This window comes from Erwinia sp. AC075 (assembly GCF_979253995.1).
Genome location: NZ_CEEDEU010000001.1, coordinates 928,459 through 947,332, shown reverse-complemented (window position 1 = coordinate 947,332; position 18,874 = coordinate 928,459). Strand labels below are relative to the sequence as shown.

15 protein-coding genes are annotated in these 18,874 nt (G+C 55.5%); 8 read left to right on the top strand and 7 right to left on the bottom strand.

Features of this window, described 5'->3' with window-relative positions; genetic code table 11:
- Positions 1–172: 172 nt before the first annotated feature.
- The gene (gene zwf, locus AC0IXH_RS04420) at positions 173–1,648 is read right to left on the bottom strand and encodes a glucose-6-phosphate dehydrogenase (protein WP_013202513.1); all 1,476 of its coding nucleotides are present in this window, start codon (positions 1,646–1,648) and stop codon (positions 173–175) included.
- 376 nt (positions 1,649–2,024) lie between these two features.
- Between zwf and AC0IXH_RS04415 the strand changes: the two genes are divergently transcribed.
- From AC0IXH_RS04415 to AC0IXH_RS04390, 6 genes are all read left to right on the top strand, one after another.
- Positions 2,025–2,897, top strand: coding sequence for a MurR/RpiR family transcriptional regulator (locus AC0IXH_RS04415; protein WP_013202514.1), 873 nt, complete (start codon positions 2,025–2,027; stop codon positions 2,895–2,897).
- Positions 2,898–3,002: 105 nt separating this feature from the next.
- On the top strand, positions 3,003–4,445 hold the full coding sequence (pyk, locus tag AC0IXH_RS04410; protein ID WP_013202515.1) for a pyruvate kinase: 1,443 nt from the start codon (positions 3,003–3,005) through the stop codon (positions 4,443–4,445).
- 420 nt (positions 4,446–4,865) lie between these two features.
- Positions 4,866–6,419: a pyridoxal phosphate-dependent decarboxylase family protein gene (locus AC0IXH_RS04405; protein WP_134824310.1), complete on the top strand. Its 1,554-nt coding sequence runs from the start codon at positions 4,866–4,868 to the stop codon at positions 6,417–6,419.
- A gap of 10 nt (positions 6,420–6,429) precedes the next feature.
- The gene (locus AC0IXH_RS04400) at positions 6,430–7,719 is read left to right on the top strand and encodes a lysine N(6)-hydroxylase/L-ornithine N(5)-oxygenase family protein (protein ID WP_013202517.1); all 1,290 of its coding nucleotides are present in this window, start codon (positions 6,430–6,432) and stop codon (positions 7,717–7,719) included.
- Position 7,720: 1 nt separating this feature from the next.
- On the top strand, positions 7,721–10,072 hold the full coding sequence (locus tag AC0IXH_RS04395; protein ID WP_471720038.1) for a GNAT family N-acetyltransferase: 2,352 nt from the start codon (positions 7,721–7,723) through the stop codon (positions 10,070–10,072).
- 163 nt (positions 10,073–10,235) lie between these two features.
- On the top strand, positions 10,236–11,471 hold the full coding sequence (locus AC0IXH_RS04390; RefSeq protein ID WP_471720037.1) for an MdfA family multidrug efflux MFS transporter: 1,236 nt from the start codon (positions 10,236–10,238) through the stop codon (positions 11,469–11,471).
- A gap of 73 nt (positions 11,472–11,544) precedes the next feature.
- On the opposite strand, the gene lpxM is transcribed toward AC0IXH_RS04390, so the two are convergent.
- From lpxM to znuA, 3 genes are all read right to left on the bottom strand, one after another.
- Positions 11,545–12,516 (bottom strand): lauroyl-Kdo(2)-lipid IV(A) myristoyltransferase, encoded by a 972-nt coding sequence (lpxM, locus tag AC0IXH_RS04385; RefSeq protein ID WP_134824312.1) that lies wholly within the window; start codon positions 12,514–12,516, stop codon positions 11,545–11,547.
- Positions 12,517–12,649: 133 nt separating this feature from the next.
- A complete protein-coding gene (mepM, locus tag AC0IXH_RS04380; RefSeq protein ID WP_013202521.1) occupies positions 12,650–13,978 on the bottom strand; it encodes a murein DD-endopeptidase MepM in 1,329 nt (442 codons plus the stop codon).
- A gap of 13 nt (positions 13,979–13,991) precedes the next feature.
- Positions 13,992–14,939: a zinc ABC transporter substrate-binding protein ZnuA gene (znuA, locus tag AC0IXH_RS04375; RefSeq protein WP_471721117.1), complete on the bottom strand. Its 948-nt coding sequence runs from the start codon at positions 14,937–14,939 to the stop codon at positions 13,992–13,994.
- A 77-nt stretch (positions 14,940–15,016) separates the two neighbouring features.
- Here znuA and znuC point away from each other — a divergent pair, with 77 nt between their 5' ends.
- Together znuC and znuB are read left to right on the top strand one after the other, a co-directional pair.
- Positions 15,017–15,769, top strand: coding sequence for a zinc ABC transporter ATP-binding protein ZnuC (znuC, locus tag AC0IXH_RS04370; protein WP_134824314.1), 753 nt, complete (start codon positions 15,017–15,019; stop codon positions 15,767–15,769).
- The gene (znuB, locus tag AC0IXH_RS04365; protein WP_471720036.1) at positions 15,766–16,551 is read left to right on the top strand and encodes a zinc ABC transporter permease subunit ZnuB; all 786 of its coding nucleotides are present in this window, start codon (positions 15,766–15,768) and stop codon (positions 16,549–16,551) included. The genes znuC and znuB overlap by 4 nt, the downstream gene beginning before the upstream one ends.
- Before the next feature lie 94 nt (positions 16,552–16,645).
- Here znuB and ruvB read toward each other — a convergent pair whose 3' ends face one another.
- The 3 genes from ruvB to ruvC all read right to left on the bottom strand — a co-directional run bounded on the left by ruvB (position 16,646) and on the right by ruvC (position 18,869).
- Positions 16,646–17,650: a Holliday junction branch migration DNA helicase RuvB gene (gene ruvB / locus AC0IXH_RS04360; protein ID WP_013202525.1), complete on the bottom strand. Its 1,005-nt coding sequence runs from the start codon at positions 17,648–17,650 to the stop codon at positions 16,646–16,648.
- Positions 17,651–17,657: 7 nt separating this feature from the next.
- Complete coding sequence (ruvA, locus tag AC0IXH_RS04355) at positions 17,658–18,275, bottom strand: Holliday junction branch migration protein RuvA (protein ID WP_013202526.1); 618 nt, start codon at positions 18,273–18,275, stop codon at positions 17,658–17,660.
- A 69-nt stretch (positions 18,276–18,344) separates the two neighbouring features.
- On the bottom strand, positions 18,345–18,869 hold the full coding sequence (gene ruvC, locus AC0IXH_RS04350) for a crossover junction endodeoxyribonuclease RuvC (protein ID WP_013202527.1): 525 nt from the start codon (positions 18,867–18,869) through the stop codon (positions 18,345–18,347).
- Positions 18,870–18,874 lie beyond the last annotated feature (5 nt).

Here is an 18,874-nt window from a genome sequence, read left to right as displayed (position 1 = left end):
CAGGACAGGAATACAGCCTCTACCATACAGGATTGCCCTTCCCTGCGTCCATGCGCTAATGCGGATTTTTAAAACTACGGTTCATTTTTCGTTACGACGCTTTTTGCCCTCGCCTGCGCAAAAAAAAGCCCCGTAACAGAGACGGGGCTTGAGAGCAGGCAGCGATGGGCGATTAGCCGATATCGTTCCAGGAACGGCCATCGCGGGTGATCATCGCCACAGAGGCAACCGGTCCCCAGGTCCCTGCCTGATAAGGCTTAGGCGCTTCGTTATCGCCAGCCCAGGCTTCCATGATGGAGTCGACCCACTTCCAGGCTTCTTCCACTTCATCACGGCGGACAAACAGCGCCTGAATACCGCGCATGGTCTCCAGCAACAGGCGCTCGTAAGCATCTGCCAGGTGAGACTGGTTGAAGGTCTCAGAGAAGCTCAGATCCAGCTTGGTGGTTTGCAGGTTGTGTTTGTGATCCAGACCCGGGACTTTGTTCAGAATCTGAATATCCACACCTTCATCCGGCTGCAGACGAATGGTCAGTTTATTCTGCGGCAGTTCCTGCCAGGAATCTTTGAACAGGTTCAGTGCCGGGTTCTTAAAGTACACCACCACTTCAGAACATTTCACCGGCAGGCGCTTACCGGTACGCAGGTAGAACGGAACGCCGGCCCAGCGCCAGTCGTCGATATCCACGCGGATAGAAACGAAGGTTTCGGTGCTGCTGGATTTGTTGGCATCTTCTTCTTCCAGATAGCCAGGCACTTTTTTGCCCTGCACAAAACCAGAGGTGTACTGACCACGCACGGTTTTATCGCGCACGTTGGTATGGTCGATGCGACGCAGTGAACGCAGGACTTTCACTTTCTCATCGCGGATACGGTCTGCAGAGAGATCCGCAGGCGGTGACATGGCAATCATGGTCAGAACCTGCAGCAGGTGGTTCTGGATCATGTCGCGCATCTGGCCGGCTTTGTCGAAGTAACCCCAACGGCCTTCGATACCCACTTCTTCCGACACGGTAATCTGCACGTGATCGATAGTGCGGTTATCCCAGTTTGAAGCAAACAGGGAGTTGGCAAAGCGCAGTGCCAGCAGGTTGAGGACCGTTTCTTTGCCCAGATAGTGGTCAATACGGAACACCTGGTTCTCTTCGAAGTATTCACCGACCTGATCGTTGATCTCCTGAGAGGTTGCCAGAGAGGTGCCTAACGGCTTCTCCATCACCACACGGGCAGGCTGTGCATTGAGCTTGGCGGTGCCCAGACCTTTACAGATCGCACCGAAGGTACCTGGCGGCATTGCGAAGTAGTTGATGGTGACGCGTTTTTTCTGGTCGAGCATTTTGCCCAGTTTGGTAAAGTGCGCGGCGTCGTTCACATCAAGATTACAGAAATCGAGTCGGCTGCTGAGCTTGTCCCACAGCGCTTCGTCAATCTTCTCCTTCATAAAGGTTTCCAGCGCTTCACGCACTACCTTGGTGTAGGCTGCTTTATCCCAGTCTGCACGACCCACCCCGATGATGCGGGATTCTTCGTGGATCTGACCGGCTTTTTCCAGTTGATACAGGGAAGGCAACAGTTTCCGGCGCGCAAGGTCGCCTTTGGCACCGAAAATGACCAGATCGCATGCCTGGGCCGTTTGTGTAACCGCCATTATATTCTCCTCGTTGCAGGATAAGCCTGACCCGTATAATCCGTAAGCAGTCAGGCTCTTATTGTAATTTTCTTTCAATACAATGTACTGCTTTTGCCGGGTCCACGTAAACCTGGCAGCACGCCTCCAGCACAGAGTATGCAATTGTCTGAACTTTCCCGCGCAGTGAACGGGCAGTTTGTGCGTAATTTTTAAACTTTTTTGTTACTGCATTTACAACTGTGAAAGTTAGACACAGTTCAAAGTCTGATAAAAAAGGCAGGCCTGACGTGCAATGCCCCTGCCCGAAGCCGATCGGCGCGCTGTATATTCTCTACAAATTGACATCGATTTCTCCTGTGATTGAAATCGTCAGAATGTATGAGTGGACGCCGTTATGAATATGCTGGAAAAAATCCAGGCTCACCTGGAACACCTTAGCAAATCCGAGCGCAAAGTGGCGGAGGTAATTCTTGCCGCGCCGGGCTCGGCCATCCATGCCAGCATCGCGCTTCTGGCCAGAGAAGCAGAAGTCAGTGAACCGACGGTGAACCGCTTCTGTCATCGCCTGCAAACCAAAGGTTTCCCCGACTTCAAACTGCAGCTGGCGCAAAGCCTGGCCAACGGCACGCCGTATGTCAGCCGCAATGTGGAAGAGCATGACAGCGTGGAAGCCTACTCCGCCAAGATTTTCGAGTCCGCGATGGCCGGGCTGGATCGCGTTCGCAACGGCCTCGACGCCACCGCCATTAACCGCGCGGTGGACCTGCTGACCCAGTCGAAAAAAATTGCCTTCTTCGGCCTCGGCGCGTCTGCCGCCGTGGCGCATGACGCGATGAATAAATTTTTTCGCTTCAATGTGCCTGTCATCTATTCCGATGATATTGTGATGCAGCGAATGTGTTGCATCAACAGCACGGAAGGCGATGTGGTGGTGTTAATCTCCCACACCGGCCGCACTAAAAACGTAGTCGAACTGGCTCAGCTTGCGCGGGAAAATGATGCTACCGTGCTGGCTATCACTTCGGCGGATTCACCGCTGGCCCGTGAGGCCACGCTGGCGCTGACGCTGGATGTCCCGGAAGACACGGATATTTATATGCCGATGGTCTCCCGGCTGGCGCAACTGACATTAATAGATGTGCTCGCCACCGGTTTTACCCTGCGACGTGGCGCAAAGTTCCGCGACAATCTGAAGCGGGTCAAGGCGGCACTGAAAGAATCGAGATTTGATAAAGAAGACCCGTTAGTGGCCCTCTCACGCCGTTAGCCGGTCCGCAACAGGTCGCTGTACCCGGCCTGATCCTATAAAATAGAGTGAACCTTTTCAGGGATTGCTCAGGCAACCTCCCTTTCAAAGTCAACGGAGTCATACATGTCCAGACGTCTCAGAAGAACCAAAATCGTAACGACCTTAGGCCCCGCTACCGACCGTGATAATAACCTCGAAAAAATCATCGCTGCGGGTGCCAACGTCGTTCGCCTGAACTTCTCACATGGCACCGCAGAAGATCATATTCTGCGTGCAAACAAAGTCCGCGAAATTGCCGCGAAACTGGGCCGCCACGTGGCGATCCTCGGCGATTTGCAGGGTCCGAAAATCCGTGTTTCCACCTTTAAAGAAGGCAAGGTCTTCTTAAGCGTAGGCGATCGTTTCCTGCTCGATGCCAGCCTGGGTAAAGGCGAAGGCGATAAAGAAAAAGTCGGCATCGATTATAAAGGCCTGCCGGCCGATGTGGTGCCTGGCGACCTGCTGCTGCTGGATGATGGCCGTGTGCAGTTGAAGGTGCTGGAAGTTCAGGGCATGAAAGTGTTTACCGAAGTCACCGTCGGCGGCCCGCTGTCCAACAACAAAGGCATTAACAAACTTGGCGGTGGCCTGTCGGCTGAAGCACTGACCGAGAAAGACAAAGCGGACATTCTGATCGCCGCGAAAATCAATTGTGATTACCTCGCCGTTTCCTTCCCGCGCTGTGGTGAAGACCTGAATTACGCCCGCCGCCTGGCTCGTGACGCTGGCTGCGATGCAAAAATCGTCTCGAAAGTGGAACGTGCAGAAGCCGTCGCCTCACAGGAAGCGATGGATGACATCATCCTGGCCTCCGACGTGGTGATGGTGGCAAGGGGCGATCTGGGCGTTGAAATCGGTGATCCGGAGCTGGTCGGCATCCAGAAAGCGTTGATCCGCCGTGCCCGTCAGCTGAACCGTTCGGTGATCACCGCGACCCAGATGATGGAGTCGATGATCACCAATCCAATGCCAACCCGCGCCGAAGTGATGGACGTGGCTAACGCCGTGCTGGATGGCACCGATGCAGTGATGCTTTCCGCTGAAACCGCCGCCGGACAATACCCAGCGGAGACCGTCACCGCGATGGCAAAAGTGTGCCTGGGCGCAGAGAAAATCCCAAGCATCAACGTCTCTAAGCACCGTCTTGACGTGCAGTTCGATAACATCGAAGAAGCTATTGCGATGTCAGCAATGTATGCCGCTAACCACCTGCAGGGCGTGACCGCCATTATCACCATGACCGAATCCGGTCGCACCGCGCTGATGACCTCGCGTATCACGTCTGGCCTGCCCATCTTCGCCATGTCGCGTCATGAGCGTACGCTGAACCTCACCGCGCTGTACCGTGGCGTGACCCCGGTGTTCTTTGATAGCAACAACGACGGTGTGGCGGCAGCGCACGACGCCACCAACCTGCTGCGTGATAAAGGCTTCCTGATGTCCGGCGATCTGGTGATCGTGACTCAGGGTGACGTGATGAGTACCACAGGTACGACCAACACCAGCCGCGTGCTTCGCGTAGAATAACCTTCCCCCAAGTTATTGAGCTGCAAGGCTCAATAACTTTTTCTTATCCCCCCGCCGCACTCCCCTTAGTCCTTTGACCGGCCTTTTGCAGCCCATAACGGCTCTTTTGTGATCTGGATCACACTTTTAACATTAACAATGCTTATAACACTCCTGTCACAATAATCCTATTGAATGATAATGATTACTATTTATAATCTCATCCTCAATAACAAACGGTACTTTAACGCCACAAAACCACACAAACAGGAGTTATTTTAGTTAAGTTAAGCTAAAACCACTGGATTGATGTGCCATTAGGGTTTTTACCACCCTGGAAAACCGTTAATAAATCTGAACTGACGCCGTGCCGTCAGGCGCATAACGTCGTCCTTTTTTTGGGATGGCAGGGCTCACTACGTCTTTTTTTAAGGAATTGCTATGGTCTTACGTTCACAAACTCAGCCGGTGCCTCGTCTGCACCTGTCGTCAGAAACTGCTGGAGTCCAGGAGTACATTTTCAACGATCGGCAACTGGACTCGTGGGATCAGCAAACACAGGACGTACTGACGTTGCTGACGAATACCATTGCCAACGTGGAAAAACCGTTCAGCGGCATTCTTCCTCACGAACTGGCGCCAAAATTTAACGCAGTCGATCTCAACTCCCCGCTGGGCAGCAACGAAGCGGCGCTGGAAGAGCTGAAGGAGCTCTACCTGCGTGATGCCGTCTGGTTCCACCATCCGAAATACGTTGCCCATCTGAACTGCCCGGTGGTGCTCCCTTCCCTGCTGGCCGAACAGATTATGGCGGCGGTTAACAGCTCGGTAGATACCTGGGATCAGAGCGCCGGCGGCACGTTGATCGAACAGAAGGTCATTGACTGGACCCTGAGCCGCATCGGCTTACCGCATCATTCTGACGGCATTTTCACCAGTGGCGGCACGCAGTCCAACCTGATGGCGATGCTGCTGGCGCGAGACAGCTGGTGTGCTGAACATCATCCGGGTCATTTGATCAAACATCAGGGGCTGCCGCACGATGCCAGCAAATGGCGCGTATTTACCTCGAAACTGAGCCACTTCAGCATTCAGAAATCGATGGCGATCCTGGGCCTGGGCTACGACGCGGTGATCCCGGTGGATTACGACAATCACTACCGCATGGACGCGATGAAGCTGGAGCAGGAAATTCAGCGCTGCCATCAGGAAGGCCTGATCCCGATTGCCGTGGTTGCCACCAGCGGCACCACCGACTTTGGCAGCATCGATCCGCTGCAAACCATTTCGCATCTTTGCAAACATTACGGCCTGTGGATGCATGTGGATGCGGCCTACGGCTGTGGCTTACTGGTCTCTGAGCAGCATCGTCAGCGGCTGAACGGCATTGAGAAAGCCGATTCAGTGACGGTGGATTACCACAAATCGTTCTTCCAGACAGTCAGCTGTGGTGCCTTCTTCGTTCGCGACAAGCAGCACCTGAGCCATGTGACTCACCACGCAGACTACCTGAATCCGCTCAGCGCGCAGCAGGAAGGCACGCCTAACCTGGTGAACAAAAGTATCCAGACCACCCGTCGTTTCGATGCGCTGAAGATGTGGATGACGCTGCGCATTATGGGCCCTGCCGCCCTGGGTGAAGCGTTCGATTCGATCATCGATCTGACGCGAACCGCGCACACTTTGCTGAGCGCTCATCCGGCCATTGAAGTGCTGCATGCGCCGGAACTGACCACCCAAATCTTCCGCTATGTGCCACGTCCCGGCATGAGCGAGGCCACCGTCGATGAGATCAACGCCAATATCCGTAAAGCGCTGTTCCGCTCCGGTAATGCGGTGATTGCTGGCACCAAAGTCGACGGCCGCCAGTACCTGAAATTTACCCTGTTGAACCCGACCACCACAGCCGCAGACCTGGAAGATGTTATCGCGCTGATCGTTCATTACGGTCGCGAACAGGTTCGCCATTCTGCGCTGAACGCGGCTAATCAGTGAGATCCCTACTATGACTACGATTTATGATTTTGTTGGTATCGGCATCGGCCCCTTTAACCTTGGTCTGGCCTGCCTGAGCGAACCGGTTGAAGGCCTGAACGGGGTGTTCCTCGACCAGAATCCTGGCTTTGACTGGCACACCGGCATGATGCTGGAAAGCGCCCATCTGCAAACGCCGTTTATGGCCGATCTGGTGACGCTGGCCGATCCGACCAGCCGTTACAGCCTGCTGAATTACATGAAGCAGAAAGGCAAGCTGTACTCTTTTTATATCCGGGAAGACTTTTTCCTGATGCGCAAAGAGTACAACCAGTATTGCCAGTGGGCCTGTTCGCAGCTGAGCAACCTGCGCTGGAACACCCGTGTGGAATACGTCAGTTATGACGACAGCCAGCAGTGCTATCGCATCCGTTCGGTGGATTCGCAAAGCGGAGAGCCGAAGGAGTGGCTGGCACGCCATCTGGTACTGGGCACCGGTCCTGCGGCGTGGATGCCAGACTGCAGCCGCCCGTATCGCGAACGCTTTACGCACTCCAGTGAATACCTGGTGAACAAAGCGGAGTTGCAGAAGAAGAGCTCAATTACCGTCTTGGGCAGCGGCCAGAGCGCGGCAGAGATCTATTACGACCTGCTGACGGATATCGACAGCCACGGCTACCAGCTGAACTGGGTGACGCGCGCCCCGCGCTTTTACCCGCTGGAGTACACCAAGCTGACGCTGGAGATGACCTCGCCAGAGTGGATCGACTACTTCCACGATCTGCCGCCAGAGAAACGTGACGCGCTAAATGCACGCCATAAAAACCTCTATAAAGGCATCAACAGCAGCCTGATCAATGACATCTATGACCTGATGTATGTGAAGCAGCTGGATGGTGAGCTGAACGTCAACCTGTTCACCCATTCCGAACTGAAGGATATGCGCTGGCTGCCGGGCGGTGAGTTTGAGCTTTCCTTGCATCAGCAGGAGCAGGACCGGCCGTTTACCCGCCGGACGGAAGGTCTGGTGATGGCGACCGGGTATCACTACCGTCCGCCGATGTTTATTGAAGGCATTTCCAGCCGCTTACGCTGGGATGAAAAAGGCCGCTACGACGTGCAGCGCAACTACAGCATCGACCACAACAATCAGGTCTTTGTGCAGAACGCCGAGCTGCATACCCACGGATTTGTCACGCCAGACCTCGGCATGGCGTGCTACCGCAACTCCGTCTTACTGCGCGAACTGGCCGGCCGGGAAGTCTACCCGGTAGAACGCCAGATCGCTTTCCAGACTTTCCCGGCCAAATCGGAACGTTGATATGTCTCAAATACTGTTTAGCAAAGCCCGTCCGGCGGGCCACTTCACCCTTCGTCCGATGCAGGCTGACGATGCGTCCTTAATCCACAGCTGGGTAACGCGTGATTATGCCCGCTTCTGGGGAATGCAGAGCGACAGCCTGGAGCAGGTCGCCACCTTCTATCGCAACCTGACCGCCAACAACACGCGTGCGGCGTTGATCGGCTGCTGTGATGACAAGCCGGTGTTTCTGATGGAGTTCTATCAGGCGGGTGAAGATGAAGTCGGCAAGTTCTATCCGGCGCAGCCGGGCGACTACGGCATGCATATCCTGATCGCGCCGGCTAATCGTCCGGTCCGTCATTTCAGCTGGCAGGTGTTCAGCGTGGTGATGGACTACATGTTCAGCCAGCCGGAAGTGCAGCGCGTGGTGGTCGAGCCTGATGTGCGCAATGACAAAATCCATCCGCTGAACAAGCGTGCCGGCTTCCGCTACCAGCACACCATCGATATGGGCCACAAAACCGCCTGGCTGGCTTTCTGCCAGCGCGATGATTATCAACACGCTTTACTGCAGGAAACCCTGACTATGACCAATGACAACCCACTTCTCTCAGGATCGCATCTGTCCGGTGACAACTGGTCGCTGGCAAACCGTATGCTGATCCGCAAAGCCATTGCCGAGTTCGCCCATGAGAAAATCATCGCGCCAACCGATCTGGGCAACGGTCGCTTCAGTCTGGCCGTTCCGGGCGGCGAAGCTGACTATCAGTTTACGGCACGTCGACTGGCGTTAGATCATTGGGAAATCGCCGCCGATTCCCTGCTCAAGCAGGAGAACGGACATCCGCTGACGCTGGATGCGCTGCAATTTATCGTCGAGTTCAATCAGCAGATTGGCATTCCTCCGGCGATGCTGGCCACCTATATGGAAGAGATCACCAGCACGCTTTGCAGCAGCGTGTTCAAACTGCAGAAGAACAATCCCGACAGCGCCGCGTTGGTCAGTGCGGATTTCCAGACGGTTGAAGCCTCAATGACCGAAGGCCATCCGTGCTTCGTGGCGAATAACGGCCGTATCGGTTTTGATGCGCGCGATTATCTGGCCTTTGCTCCCGAAGCGGCGACACCGATCAATCTGGTGTGGGTGGCGGTTCATCTGCGCAATGCGCATTTTTCCAGCCTGAGCGATCTGGAGTATGAGCAGCTTATGCGTGATGAGCTGGGTGATTCGGTGATTAACGGCTTTAACCGCCAGCTGACCGAAAAAGGCCTGGCGACCGATGACTATCTGTTTATGCCGGTGCACCCATGGCAGTGGCAGAACAAACTGCTGACCGTCTTCGCACCGGATATCGCTAATAACGACATCGTTTACCTCGGGACCGGCGACGATCACTATCAGGCCCAGCAGTCAATTCGCACCTTCTTCAACCGCAGCCAGCCGAACAAGCGCTATGTGAAAACCGCCCTGTCGGTGCTGAATATGGGCTTTATGCGCGGCCTTTCGCCGTATTACATGGCTACGACGCCGGCGATTAACGAATGGCTGGACGGTCTGGTGGCGAAGGATGAATGGCTGCAACGCTGTGACTTCCGCATTCTGCGCGAAGTGGCTGCGGTCGGTTATCACAACCGTTATTACGAGAAAGCCATCACCGGCGACTCGGCGTATAAGAAGATGTTTGCCGCGCTGTGGCGTGACAACCCGGTTGCCCAGCTTCAGGCCAATCAGCGTTTGATGACCATGGCGTCCTTCCTGCATGTCGACCAGCATCAGAAAGCCCTGCTGCCGGCCCTGATTGCGGATTCTGGCTTGCCAGCGGACCAGTGGATTGCCCGCTATCTGACCTGCTACCTCAGCCCGCTGCTGCACTGCTTCTATCAGCACGATCTGGTGTTTATGCCGCACGGCGAAAACCTGATCCTGCTGCTGGAAAATAACGTGCCGGTCAGCGCCTATATGAAAGACATTGGCGAAGAGATTGCGGTGATGAACCCGGACGCGGTATTGCCTGAAAAGGTACAGCGTCTGGCGGTGGACGTGCCGGAAGAGCTGAAGCTGCTGTCGGTCTTTACCGACGTGTTCGACTGCATTTTCCGCTTTATCAGCGCCATCCTCGACGAGTCCGGCACCCTGCCAGAAGAGAAATTCTGGCAGGCGGTGGCTAACTGCGTGAAAGAGTATCAGCAGGCGCATCCGCAGCTGGCCAGCAAGTTCGAGCGGTACGATATGTTCACGCCGGAGTTCACCCGCTCCTGCCTGAACCGCCTGCAGTTGGCGAACAATCAGCAGATGATTAACCTGTCCGATCCGGCGGAAAACCTGAAGTTTGCCGGCACGCTGGTTAACCCGATTGCGGCTTTTCGTTAAGGGTTGCGTGCTTCGGGCAAGGGCAGCGTCAGGCGGTGAGCAACCTGACGCTGCGCCTTGCCCGAGATAATTCATCAATCCGGCATAAAACTGGTGTATGTTGGCGCGGTCGCTTCGGTGACCGCGTCTTTTGTTTTTCTTATCCTTGCTGGAAGGAGCCAGAATGGCCTCATTTATTCCGGTGTCGAGCCTGACCCGCCGACATCTGATTTTCCCTCTCTCCCTTGTGCTGTTTGAGTTTGCTACCTACATCGCCCACGACATGATCCAACCCGGCATGTTGCTGGTCACCAGCGAATTCAACGTCGGACCCGAATGGGTTTCCGCGTCGCTAACGGCCTATCTGATCGGTGGCATCGTGCTGCAGTGGTTACTGGGCCCGCTTTCCGACAAGCTGGGTCGCCGCCCGGTGATGCTGTCTGGCGTGGCGTTCTTTATGCTGACCTGCTTCGCCACCCACTGGGTGCAAAGCATCGAACAGTTTATCCTGCTGCGATTTTTACAGGGGATAAGCCTGTGCTTTATTGGCGCGGTGGGTTATGCCGCCATCCAGGAAGCCTTTGATGAGTCGCTGAGCGTGAAGATTATGGCGCTGATGGCCAACGTGGCGCTGTTAGCGCCGCTGGCCGGACCGTTGGCCGGCGCGGCGTTTCTGTCGGTGGGCGAATGGCGCACCATGTTCTGGCTGTTTGGTGGCGTAACGGCGGTGGCGTTGATCGGCCTGTGGCGCACCATGCCGGAAACCTCGGGCGATCGGAACACGTCACTTTCGCTTAAATCCCTCGCCAAAGGCTATTACGCGCTGCTGACAGACCGTCAGGTGATGAGTGGATCGCTGGCCATCGGCCTGGTAACCATTCCCTGCCTGGCCTGGGTGGCGCTTTCACCGGTGATCCTGATCCATGACGAAGGGTTAACCCGCATGGATTATGCGCTGCTGCAGCTGCCGGTCTTTGTGGCGATGATTGCCGGAAATCTGACGCTCGGTCGGCTTTCTGGCCGCATGGCGATTGAGCAGCCGCTGAAGCTGGGCGCATGGCCGATTGTGATTGGTCTGGCGCTGGCTGCGCTGTGCACCTCCATCAACCCGCACAGCTATCTGTGGCTGACGGCCGGTCTGAGCCTGTATGGCTTTGGCACCGGGCTGGTCAACGCCGGGCTGTATCGCCTGACCTTATTCTCCAGCACCGCCGGAAAAGGCAGCGTGGCGGCAATGCTGGGCATGGTGAGTATTGTGGTGTTTGCGTTGGGGATTGAGCTGGCGAAAAGCGCCTACTTCGGTGGCGGAAGCTTTATGTTCAGCGTGGTGAACCTGGCGTGTGGGCTGGCATGGTTGCTGCTGGTGCATGCTTTCCTGCGTGAGCGCAAGCGCCGGACAACCATCACTGCGGTGAACTGATACAGCGCCGGGACGTAATAAACAAAAAGAGCGGAGTGTTCATCACCCCGCTCTTTTTTTATGCTGCTCAACCTTACTTTTTACCGTAGAGATCTTTGCGTTTATACGGCTCGATATCGCCCTCTTTACGCGTCTTCAACAGTTTCAGGATCCAGGTGTACTGCTCCGGATTCGGCCGCACCAGCATTTCCACTTCTTCGTTCATCCGGCGCGCCAGCGTATGGTCATCGACATTGACCAAATCATCCATCGGTTCACGCAGATAAATATCCATCTGATGGGTTTTGCTGTTATACACCGGGAACAACGGGATCACGCGCGCGCGGCAGACCTTCATCAGGCGACCCACGGCGGGCAGCGTGGCTTTATAGGTGGCAAAGAAGTCGACAAACTCGCTTTGCTCCGGGCCGTGGTCCTGGTCCGGCAGATAATAGCCCCAGTAACCCTGACGGATTGAACTGATAAACGGCTTGATGCCGTCATTACGCGCGTGCATCCGGCCACCAAAGCGGCGACGGATGGCATTCCACACGTAGTCCATCAACGGATTGCGCTGGTTATGGAACATTGCCGCCATTTTCTGGCCCTGATAAGCCAGCACCATCGCCGGGATATCCACAGCCCAGCCGTGCGGCACCAGGAAGATCACGTTGCCACCCTGCTCACGGATATCGTCGATAATTTCCTGATTGTGCCAGTGGATGCGGCCGATCGCTTTGTCCGGGCGTAACGCCAGCTCGGCCATCATCGCCATTGACTGAGGCGCCGTGGCGAACATCTCATCAATGATCGCTTCCCGCTGTGCTTCAGGCACTTCGGGCATGCAATACAACAGATTAATCTGCGCGCGCCTTCTGGCACTTTTGGCCATCTTTCCTGCCAGACGCCCCAGTGCGCCAAGCAACGGATCGCGCATCCCTGCAGGTAACCATGCCAGTCCGGCAAAGGCGCCAATGGTCAGCCAGTTGCCCCAATATTTCGGCAACAGAAAGGATTTCTGAAAGGTAGGAATGAACTCTATATTACTTTTTTTGCTGTTTTCCATGCACTCGCCTCAAACAATAACGGGCTAATGATAGTGCTGACGGGCAATTTTGCAATCCCCGTATCATTCCGTCGATAAAATGAAAAAGCCGGCGGGAGATCCCGTCGGCTTAAAGATGAACGATTGAACTGACTTAGTTAAAGCGTAACTGCGGCATAACCTCACGCACCTGTTTCAGGTAATCGCTGCGATCTTTGCCACTCAGACCTTCCATCCGCGGCAGTTTCGCCGTCAGTGGGTTAACCGCCTGGTTGTTGATCCAGATTTCAAAGTGCAGGTGCGGCCCGGTGGAACGCCCGGTGCTGCCGGACAAACCAATACGCTCGCCACGCTTCACTTTTTCGCCGGGTTTCACCAACAGCTTCTGCATGTGCATATAGCGGGTCATATACTGACGACCGTGACGGATTGCCACATAGTTACCCGCACCCCCGCTACGCTTGGAGACGATCACTTCACCGTCGCCGACCGCCAGCACCGGCGTGCCAATCGGCAGGGCAAAATCGACGCCTTTATGCGGCGCAATACGGCCGGTCACCGGGTTAACGCGACGCGGATTAAAGTTGGACGACACGCGATACTGTTTAACGGTCGGGAAGCGCATAAAGCCTTGCGCCAGCCCGGAACCGGTGCGGTCGTAGAACTTACCGTCATTGGCGCGGATAGCGTAATAGTCTTTGCCGCCAGACTGCAAACGAACGCCGGAAAGTTGGCTTTGCTCGCTCTTGCCTTCCAGCATTTCGCGCGACATCAATACCGAGAATTTGTCGCCATTGCGCAATTTTCGGAAATCCATCTGCCACTGCAACGCTTTAATTACCGCGCTGATTTCCCCGCTGGTAAGGCCAGCCTGTTTTGCACTGTTAACAAAACTGCCGTTCACCGTGCCCGACAGAACGGCATCTTTCCACTCGCCCTTCTGCACTTCAGAAGAGGATTTAAAGGTGTCGCCAGAACGATCATAAGTGCGGGTTTCGCGGCGGGAGGCTTCCCAGGTCAGACGTTGCAGCTGACCATCATCAGTCAGCGTCCAGCTCAGCTGTTGGCCCACACCGAGGTTGCGCAGATCCTTATCGACCTTAGCCAGTTGGTTGATATCACTCATATCAATGCCATACTGATTTAAGACGCTGCTTAAGGTATCGCCGGAAGAAACGACATAGTCATGGGTGCCGGTTTCATTCGGCACATCCTCATCTATCTCATCTTTTGGCACATCATCTTCTGGCGCGGGCGTGTCCTGATCGAGCGGTTCGCTGGCATCGGGCGTCACGGTGCGCAACTGGCTCTTGTCGAGGATAATGCTCTTAACGATAGGGTTAGTTTCACCGGTTTGATGATAAACAAATGGCCGCCAGACGGAGACGGCCAGTGTCACTACGGTGAGCGAACCCAGCATGATGCGGTGGGTTCGCGGTAATGTGTTAAACGCCATGCTGACAGCGCGGGCAATCTGCTGCACTTATGAATTTCCTCTAGGCTCCTTTCAGGCAGCTCGTGTACTGGCTGGACAACTGTGAGAGGAATTTCACATAGCTGTCTCTGGCTACAGTAATGTCCGTTCCCAGTGGATCCAGCGTACCTGAACGGACGTGGGTGCCCCTGGCAACCGCATTTATCACGGCCGGCCTGAACTGTGGTTCAGCAAAGACGCAGACGGCCTTCTGCTCAACCAGCTCTGTTCGAATTTGATGTAATCGCTGGGCGCCCGGTTGGATCTCAGGGTTGACGGTAAAATGACCTGTTGGGGTCAAACCGAAGTGTTTTTCAAAGTAGCTATAAGCATCGTGAAAAACGAAATACCCTTTACCTTTAACCGGCGCAAGCTGAGTTCCTATTTGCGTATCGGCCGATGCCAATTCATCCTCAAAATGTTTGAGGTTCGCGTCTAGTTTGTCTCTGCTTTGGGGCATAAGTTCCAATAATTTTGCATGGATTGCAACCGCCGATTGCCTTGCGATCTCTGGGGACATCCACAGGTGCATATTATACTCGCCGTGATGATGGTGATCCTCAGCCGCATCATGGCCCTGAGCGCTTTCCCCATGGGCCTCTTCATCCTCTTCTCCACCCTTGATCAGCAGGGGTTTTACGCCCGGTAATTCGGCTAATTCTATTGATTTTTGGACCGGTAATTGCGCGACCGCTTTCGGCATAAACGCTTCCATTTCTGGCCCTACCCAGACCACCAGATCCGCGCCCTGCAAGCGTTTAATATCGGATGGACGCAGAGCATAATCATGCTCGGAGGCACCGTCTGGCAACAGCACCTCGACAGGCGTAACGCCATCTGCGATCGCCGCCGCAATAAAGCCCAGAGGCTTAACAGAAGCCACCACAGCAGCATGGGCAGGCGCCGCAAGCGAGGCGGCTAAACCCACCGCAGAAATGAGGGTAAAAAGCGGGGCTTTATTATGTAACATCATATTTCCATCCATCGTGAGAAGTCGATGGAGTGTGATATTATAACATTCTAAAACTTTGGCAACCTGTAATGATTATGTCCCCACTGATTAGTCTGGAAAAAGTGTCTGTCAGCTTTGGCGTGCGTCGTGTGCTTTCCGACGTCTCGTTAACCCTGCAACCCGGTAAAATTTTGACCCTGCTTGGCCCGAATGGCGCAGGCAAGTCGACGCTTGTGCGCGTGGTGCTGGGCCTGATCCAACCGGACCAGGGCAAATTACTCCGCCCGTCTCAGTTACGCATTGGCTACGTGCCGCAAAAAATTCATCTGGATGCCACCCTGCCCCTCACCGTCGAGCGCTTTATGCTGTTGCGCGGCGGCGTCAAGCGCAGCGATATTCTGCCGGCGTTAAAGCGCGTGCAGGCGGCCCAGCTGCTGAATTACCCGCTGCAGAAACTGTCCGGTGGCGAGATGCAGCGCGTGCTGCTGGCCCGTGCTTTGCTGAATCAGCCACAGGTGCTGGTGCTGGATGAGCCGACGCAAGGCGTGGACGTCAATGGTCAGGTTGCTTTGTATGATTTGATCGACCAGTTGCGAAACGAGCTGAACTGCGCGGTGCTGATGGTTTCCCATGATCTGCATCTGGTCATGGCTAAAACCGACGAGGTACTGTGCCTTAATCAGCATATCTGCTGCTCCGGCACGCCAGAAGTGGTGTCGAAACACCCCGAATTTATCTCGATGTTTGGCTCCCGTGGCGCCGAACAGTTAGCCATCTATCGTCACCACCATAATCACCGTCACGATTTACAGGGACGTATTGTTTTACGCAGAGGACAGAATCAGTGATTGAACTGCTGTTACCCGGCTGGTTTGCCGGTTTTTTACTGGCGCTGGCCGCAGGCCCGCTGGGTTCATTCGTGGTGTGGCGCAGGATGTCTTATTTTGGCGATACGCTGGCGCATGCTTCACTGCTGGGCGTGGCCTTTGGTCTGCTGCTGAATATCAGCCCGTTTTATGCCGTGATTGCTATCACGCTGATGCTGTCGCTGCTGCTGGTCTGGCTGGAACGCCGGCCGCATCTGGCCATTGATACCCTGCTTGGCATCCTCGCGCACAGCGCGCTGTCGCTGGGTCTGGTGGTAGTCAGCCTGATGTCCAACGTGCGGGTCGATCTGATGGCCTATCTGTTCGGTGACCTGCTGTCGGTGACGCCAACCGATCTGTATACCATCGGCGCGGGCGTGGCGATTGTGTTGGCCGTGCTGGCGTTTTACTGGCGCTCGCTGCTGTCGATGACCATCAGCCCGGAGTTAGCGCAGGTTGATGGCGTTAACATTCAGCGGACCAAAATGGTGCTGATGCTGGTGACCGCGCTAACTATTGGTGTGGCGATGAAATTTGTCGGTGCGTTAATTATCACTTCGCTGCTGATCATTCCTGCCGCCACCGCCAGACGCTTTGCCCGTTCGCCGGAGCAGATGGCGGGGATTGCCATCCTGGTGGGGATTCTAGCGGTGACCGCCGGCCTGACCTTCTCTGCCTGGTACGATACGCCAGCTGGCCCGTCAGTGGTGCTGGGCGCGTCACTGATGTTTATGCTGAGCATGATGAAACGTCCGGCGGTATAACGTTGCCGCAGAGGGCCGTTTTTATCCCGCCCACTTACCGCAGCCATAAAAAAAACCGGGAATTCCCGGTTTTTTTTCGTCTGGACCACGCGGATTACTCTTCCCGCTTGATGCCAAAGTGTTTATACGCGTGATTCGTTGCCATGCGGCCGCGCGGAGTGCGCTGAATAAAGCCCTGCTGGATCAGATAGGGTTCCAGCACGTCCTCAATGGTTTCCCGCTCTTCGCCAATGGCGGCGGCGAGGTTATCCAGTCCGACCGGCCCGCCCATAAACTTATCGATGATCGCCAGCAGCAGCTTGCGGTCCATATAGTCAAAGCCTTCGGTGTCGACGCTGAGCATATCCAGCGCGCGTGACGCCACATCCCCGCTCAGACTGCCGGCAGCACGCACTTCGGAGAAGTCACGCACGCGTCGCAGCAAGCGGTTGGCGATGCGCGGCGTACCACGCGCACGACGGGCGATTTCCAGCGCACCTTCGTCGCTTAACGGCAGCCCAAGACAGGCCGCGCTGCGTGAGACGATGTGGCGCAGATCCTCCACCTTATAAAACTCAAGGCGCTGAACGATGCCAAAACGGTCGCGCAGCGGCGAGGTTAACGAGCCCGCGCGCGTGGTGGCACCAATCAGGGTAAACGGCGGCAAATCGAGTTTAATCGATCGCGCGGCCGGCCCTTCGCCAATCATGATATCCAGCTGATAATCTTCCATCGCCGGATAGAGCACTTCTTCAACCACCGGCGACAAACGGTGGATCTCATCGATAAACAGCACGTCGTGCGGTTCGAGGTTGGTCAGCATCGCCGCCAGATCGCCTGCCTTCTCCAGCACCGGGCCGGAGGTGGTACGCAGGTTCACGCCCATCTCGTTAGCCACGATATTGGCCAGCGTGGTTTTCCCTAAGCCTGGCGGGCCGAAGATCAGGAGATGATCAAGTGCATCACCGCGCATTTTGGCCGCCTGGATAAAGATCTCCATTTGTTCACGCACCACCGGCTGCCCGACATACTCCTGCAGCAGCTTGGGACGAATGGCGCGGTCAATGACCTCTTCTTCGGTGATGGTTCCCGGCGAGACCAGGCGATCGGCTTCTATCATGCTTACCTCAAATTGCGGCGCGGAGTGCTTCGCGGATCAGCGTTTCACAATCAGCGTCCGGACGACCCAGTTTGCTGATCATCCGGCTGGCTTCCTGAGGTTTATACCCCAGCGAGACCAGCGCAGCAACGGCTTCACCTTCGGCATCGTTAGCGGCATCCGCAGGCTGCACTTCGCTGGTCAGCGCAAATGGCGCATCGGCGGCGAACAGGTCGCCATGCATGCCTTTAAAGCGGTCCTTCATTTCGACAACCAGACGCTCGGCGGTTTTCTTGCCCACGCCTGGCAGCTTAACCAGCGCCGCAATCTCTTCGCGCTCGACGGCGGTGACAAACTGTTGCGCCGACATGCCGGACAGAATGGCCAGCGCCAGCTTCGGTCCGACACCGTTCACTTTGATCAGCTCGCGGAACAGCGCACGCTCCTGCTTGCTGTTGAAACCAAACAGCAGCTGCGCATCTTCGCGTACCACAAAGTGGGTGAACAGGATGGCTTCTTGATTCAGTTCAGGCAGCTCATAAAAACAGGTCATCGGCATATGCACTTCGTAGCCTACGCCATTGGCTTCCAGCAGCACTAACGGCGGCTGTTTTTCTAAAATAATGCCTCTAAGACGACCAATCACATTCGCATCCTTCACAAAAGAGTAGTGGGATTTTATACCATAAAAAAAGCTGGATGGATATCCAGCTTATCAGGAACGGAGACGACCCCGTGCCAGGCTTAACGGCCCTTCACCCAGTCGATTGACGTTCTGGCTCACGTGGCAGTGAGTGATCGCAATCGCCAGCGCATCGGCGGCATCCGCCTGAGGATTCGCCGAGAGCTTCAGCAAGGTGCGCACCATATGCTGCACCTGGCTTTTCTCTGCGCTACCGGTGCCGACCACGGTTTGCTTCACCTGACGTGCCGCGTATTCAAAAACCGGCAAATCATGATTCACCGCGGCCACAATCGCCGCGCCGCGCGCCTGCCCCAGCTTTAGTGCCGAGTCGGCATTTTTAGCCATAAAAACCTGCTCAATGGCAAAAAATTCCGGCTGAAACTGGGTAATGATCTCGCTAACGCCCGCGTAAATCAGCTTCAGACGTGAAGGCAGATCGACCACGTTGGTGCGGATACAGCCGCTGCCAAGGTAGGTCAGCTGGCGGCCAACCTGACGAATAACGCCGTAACCGGTGATGCGTGAACCTGGGTCAATACCAAGAATGATCGTCATCACGC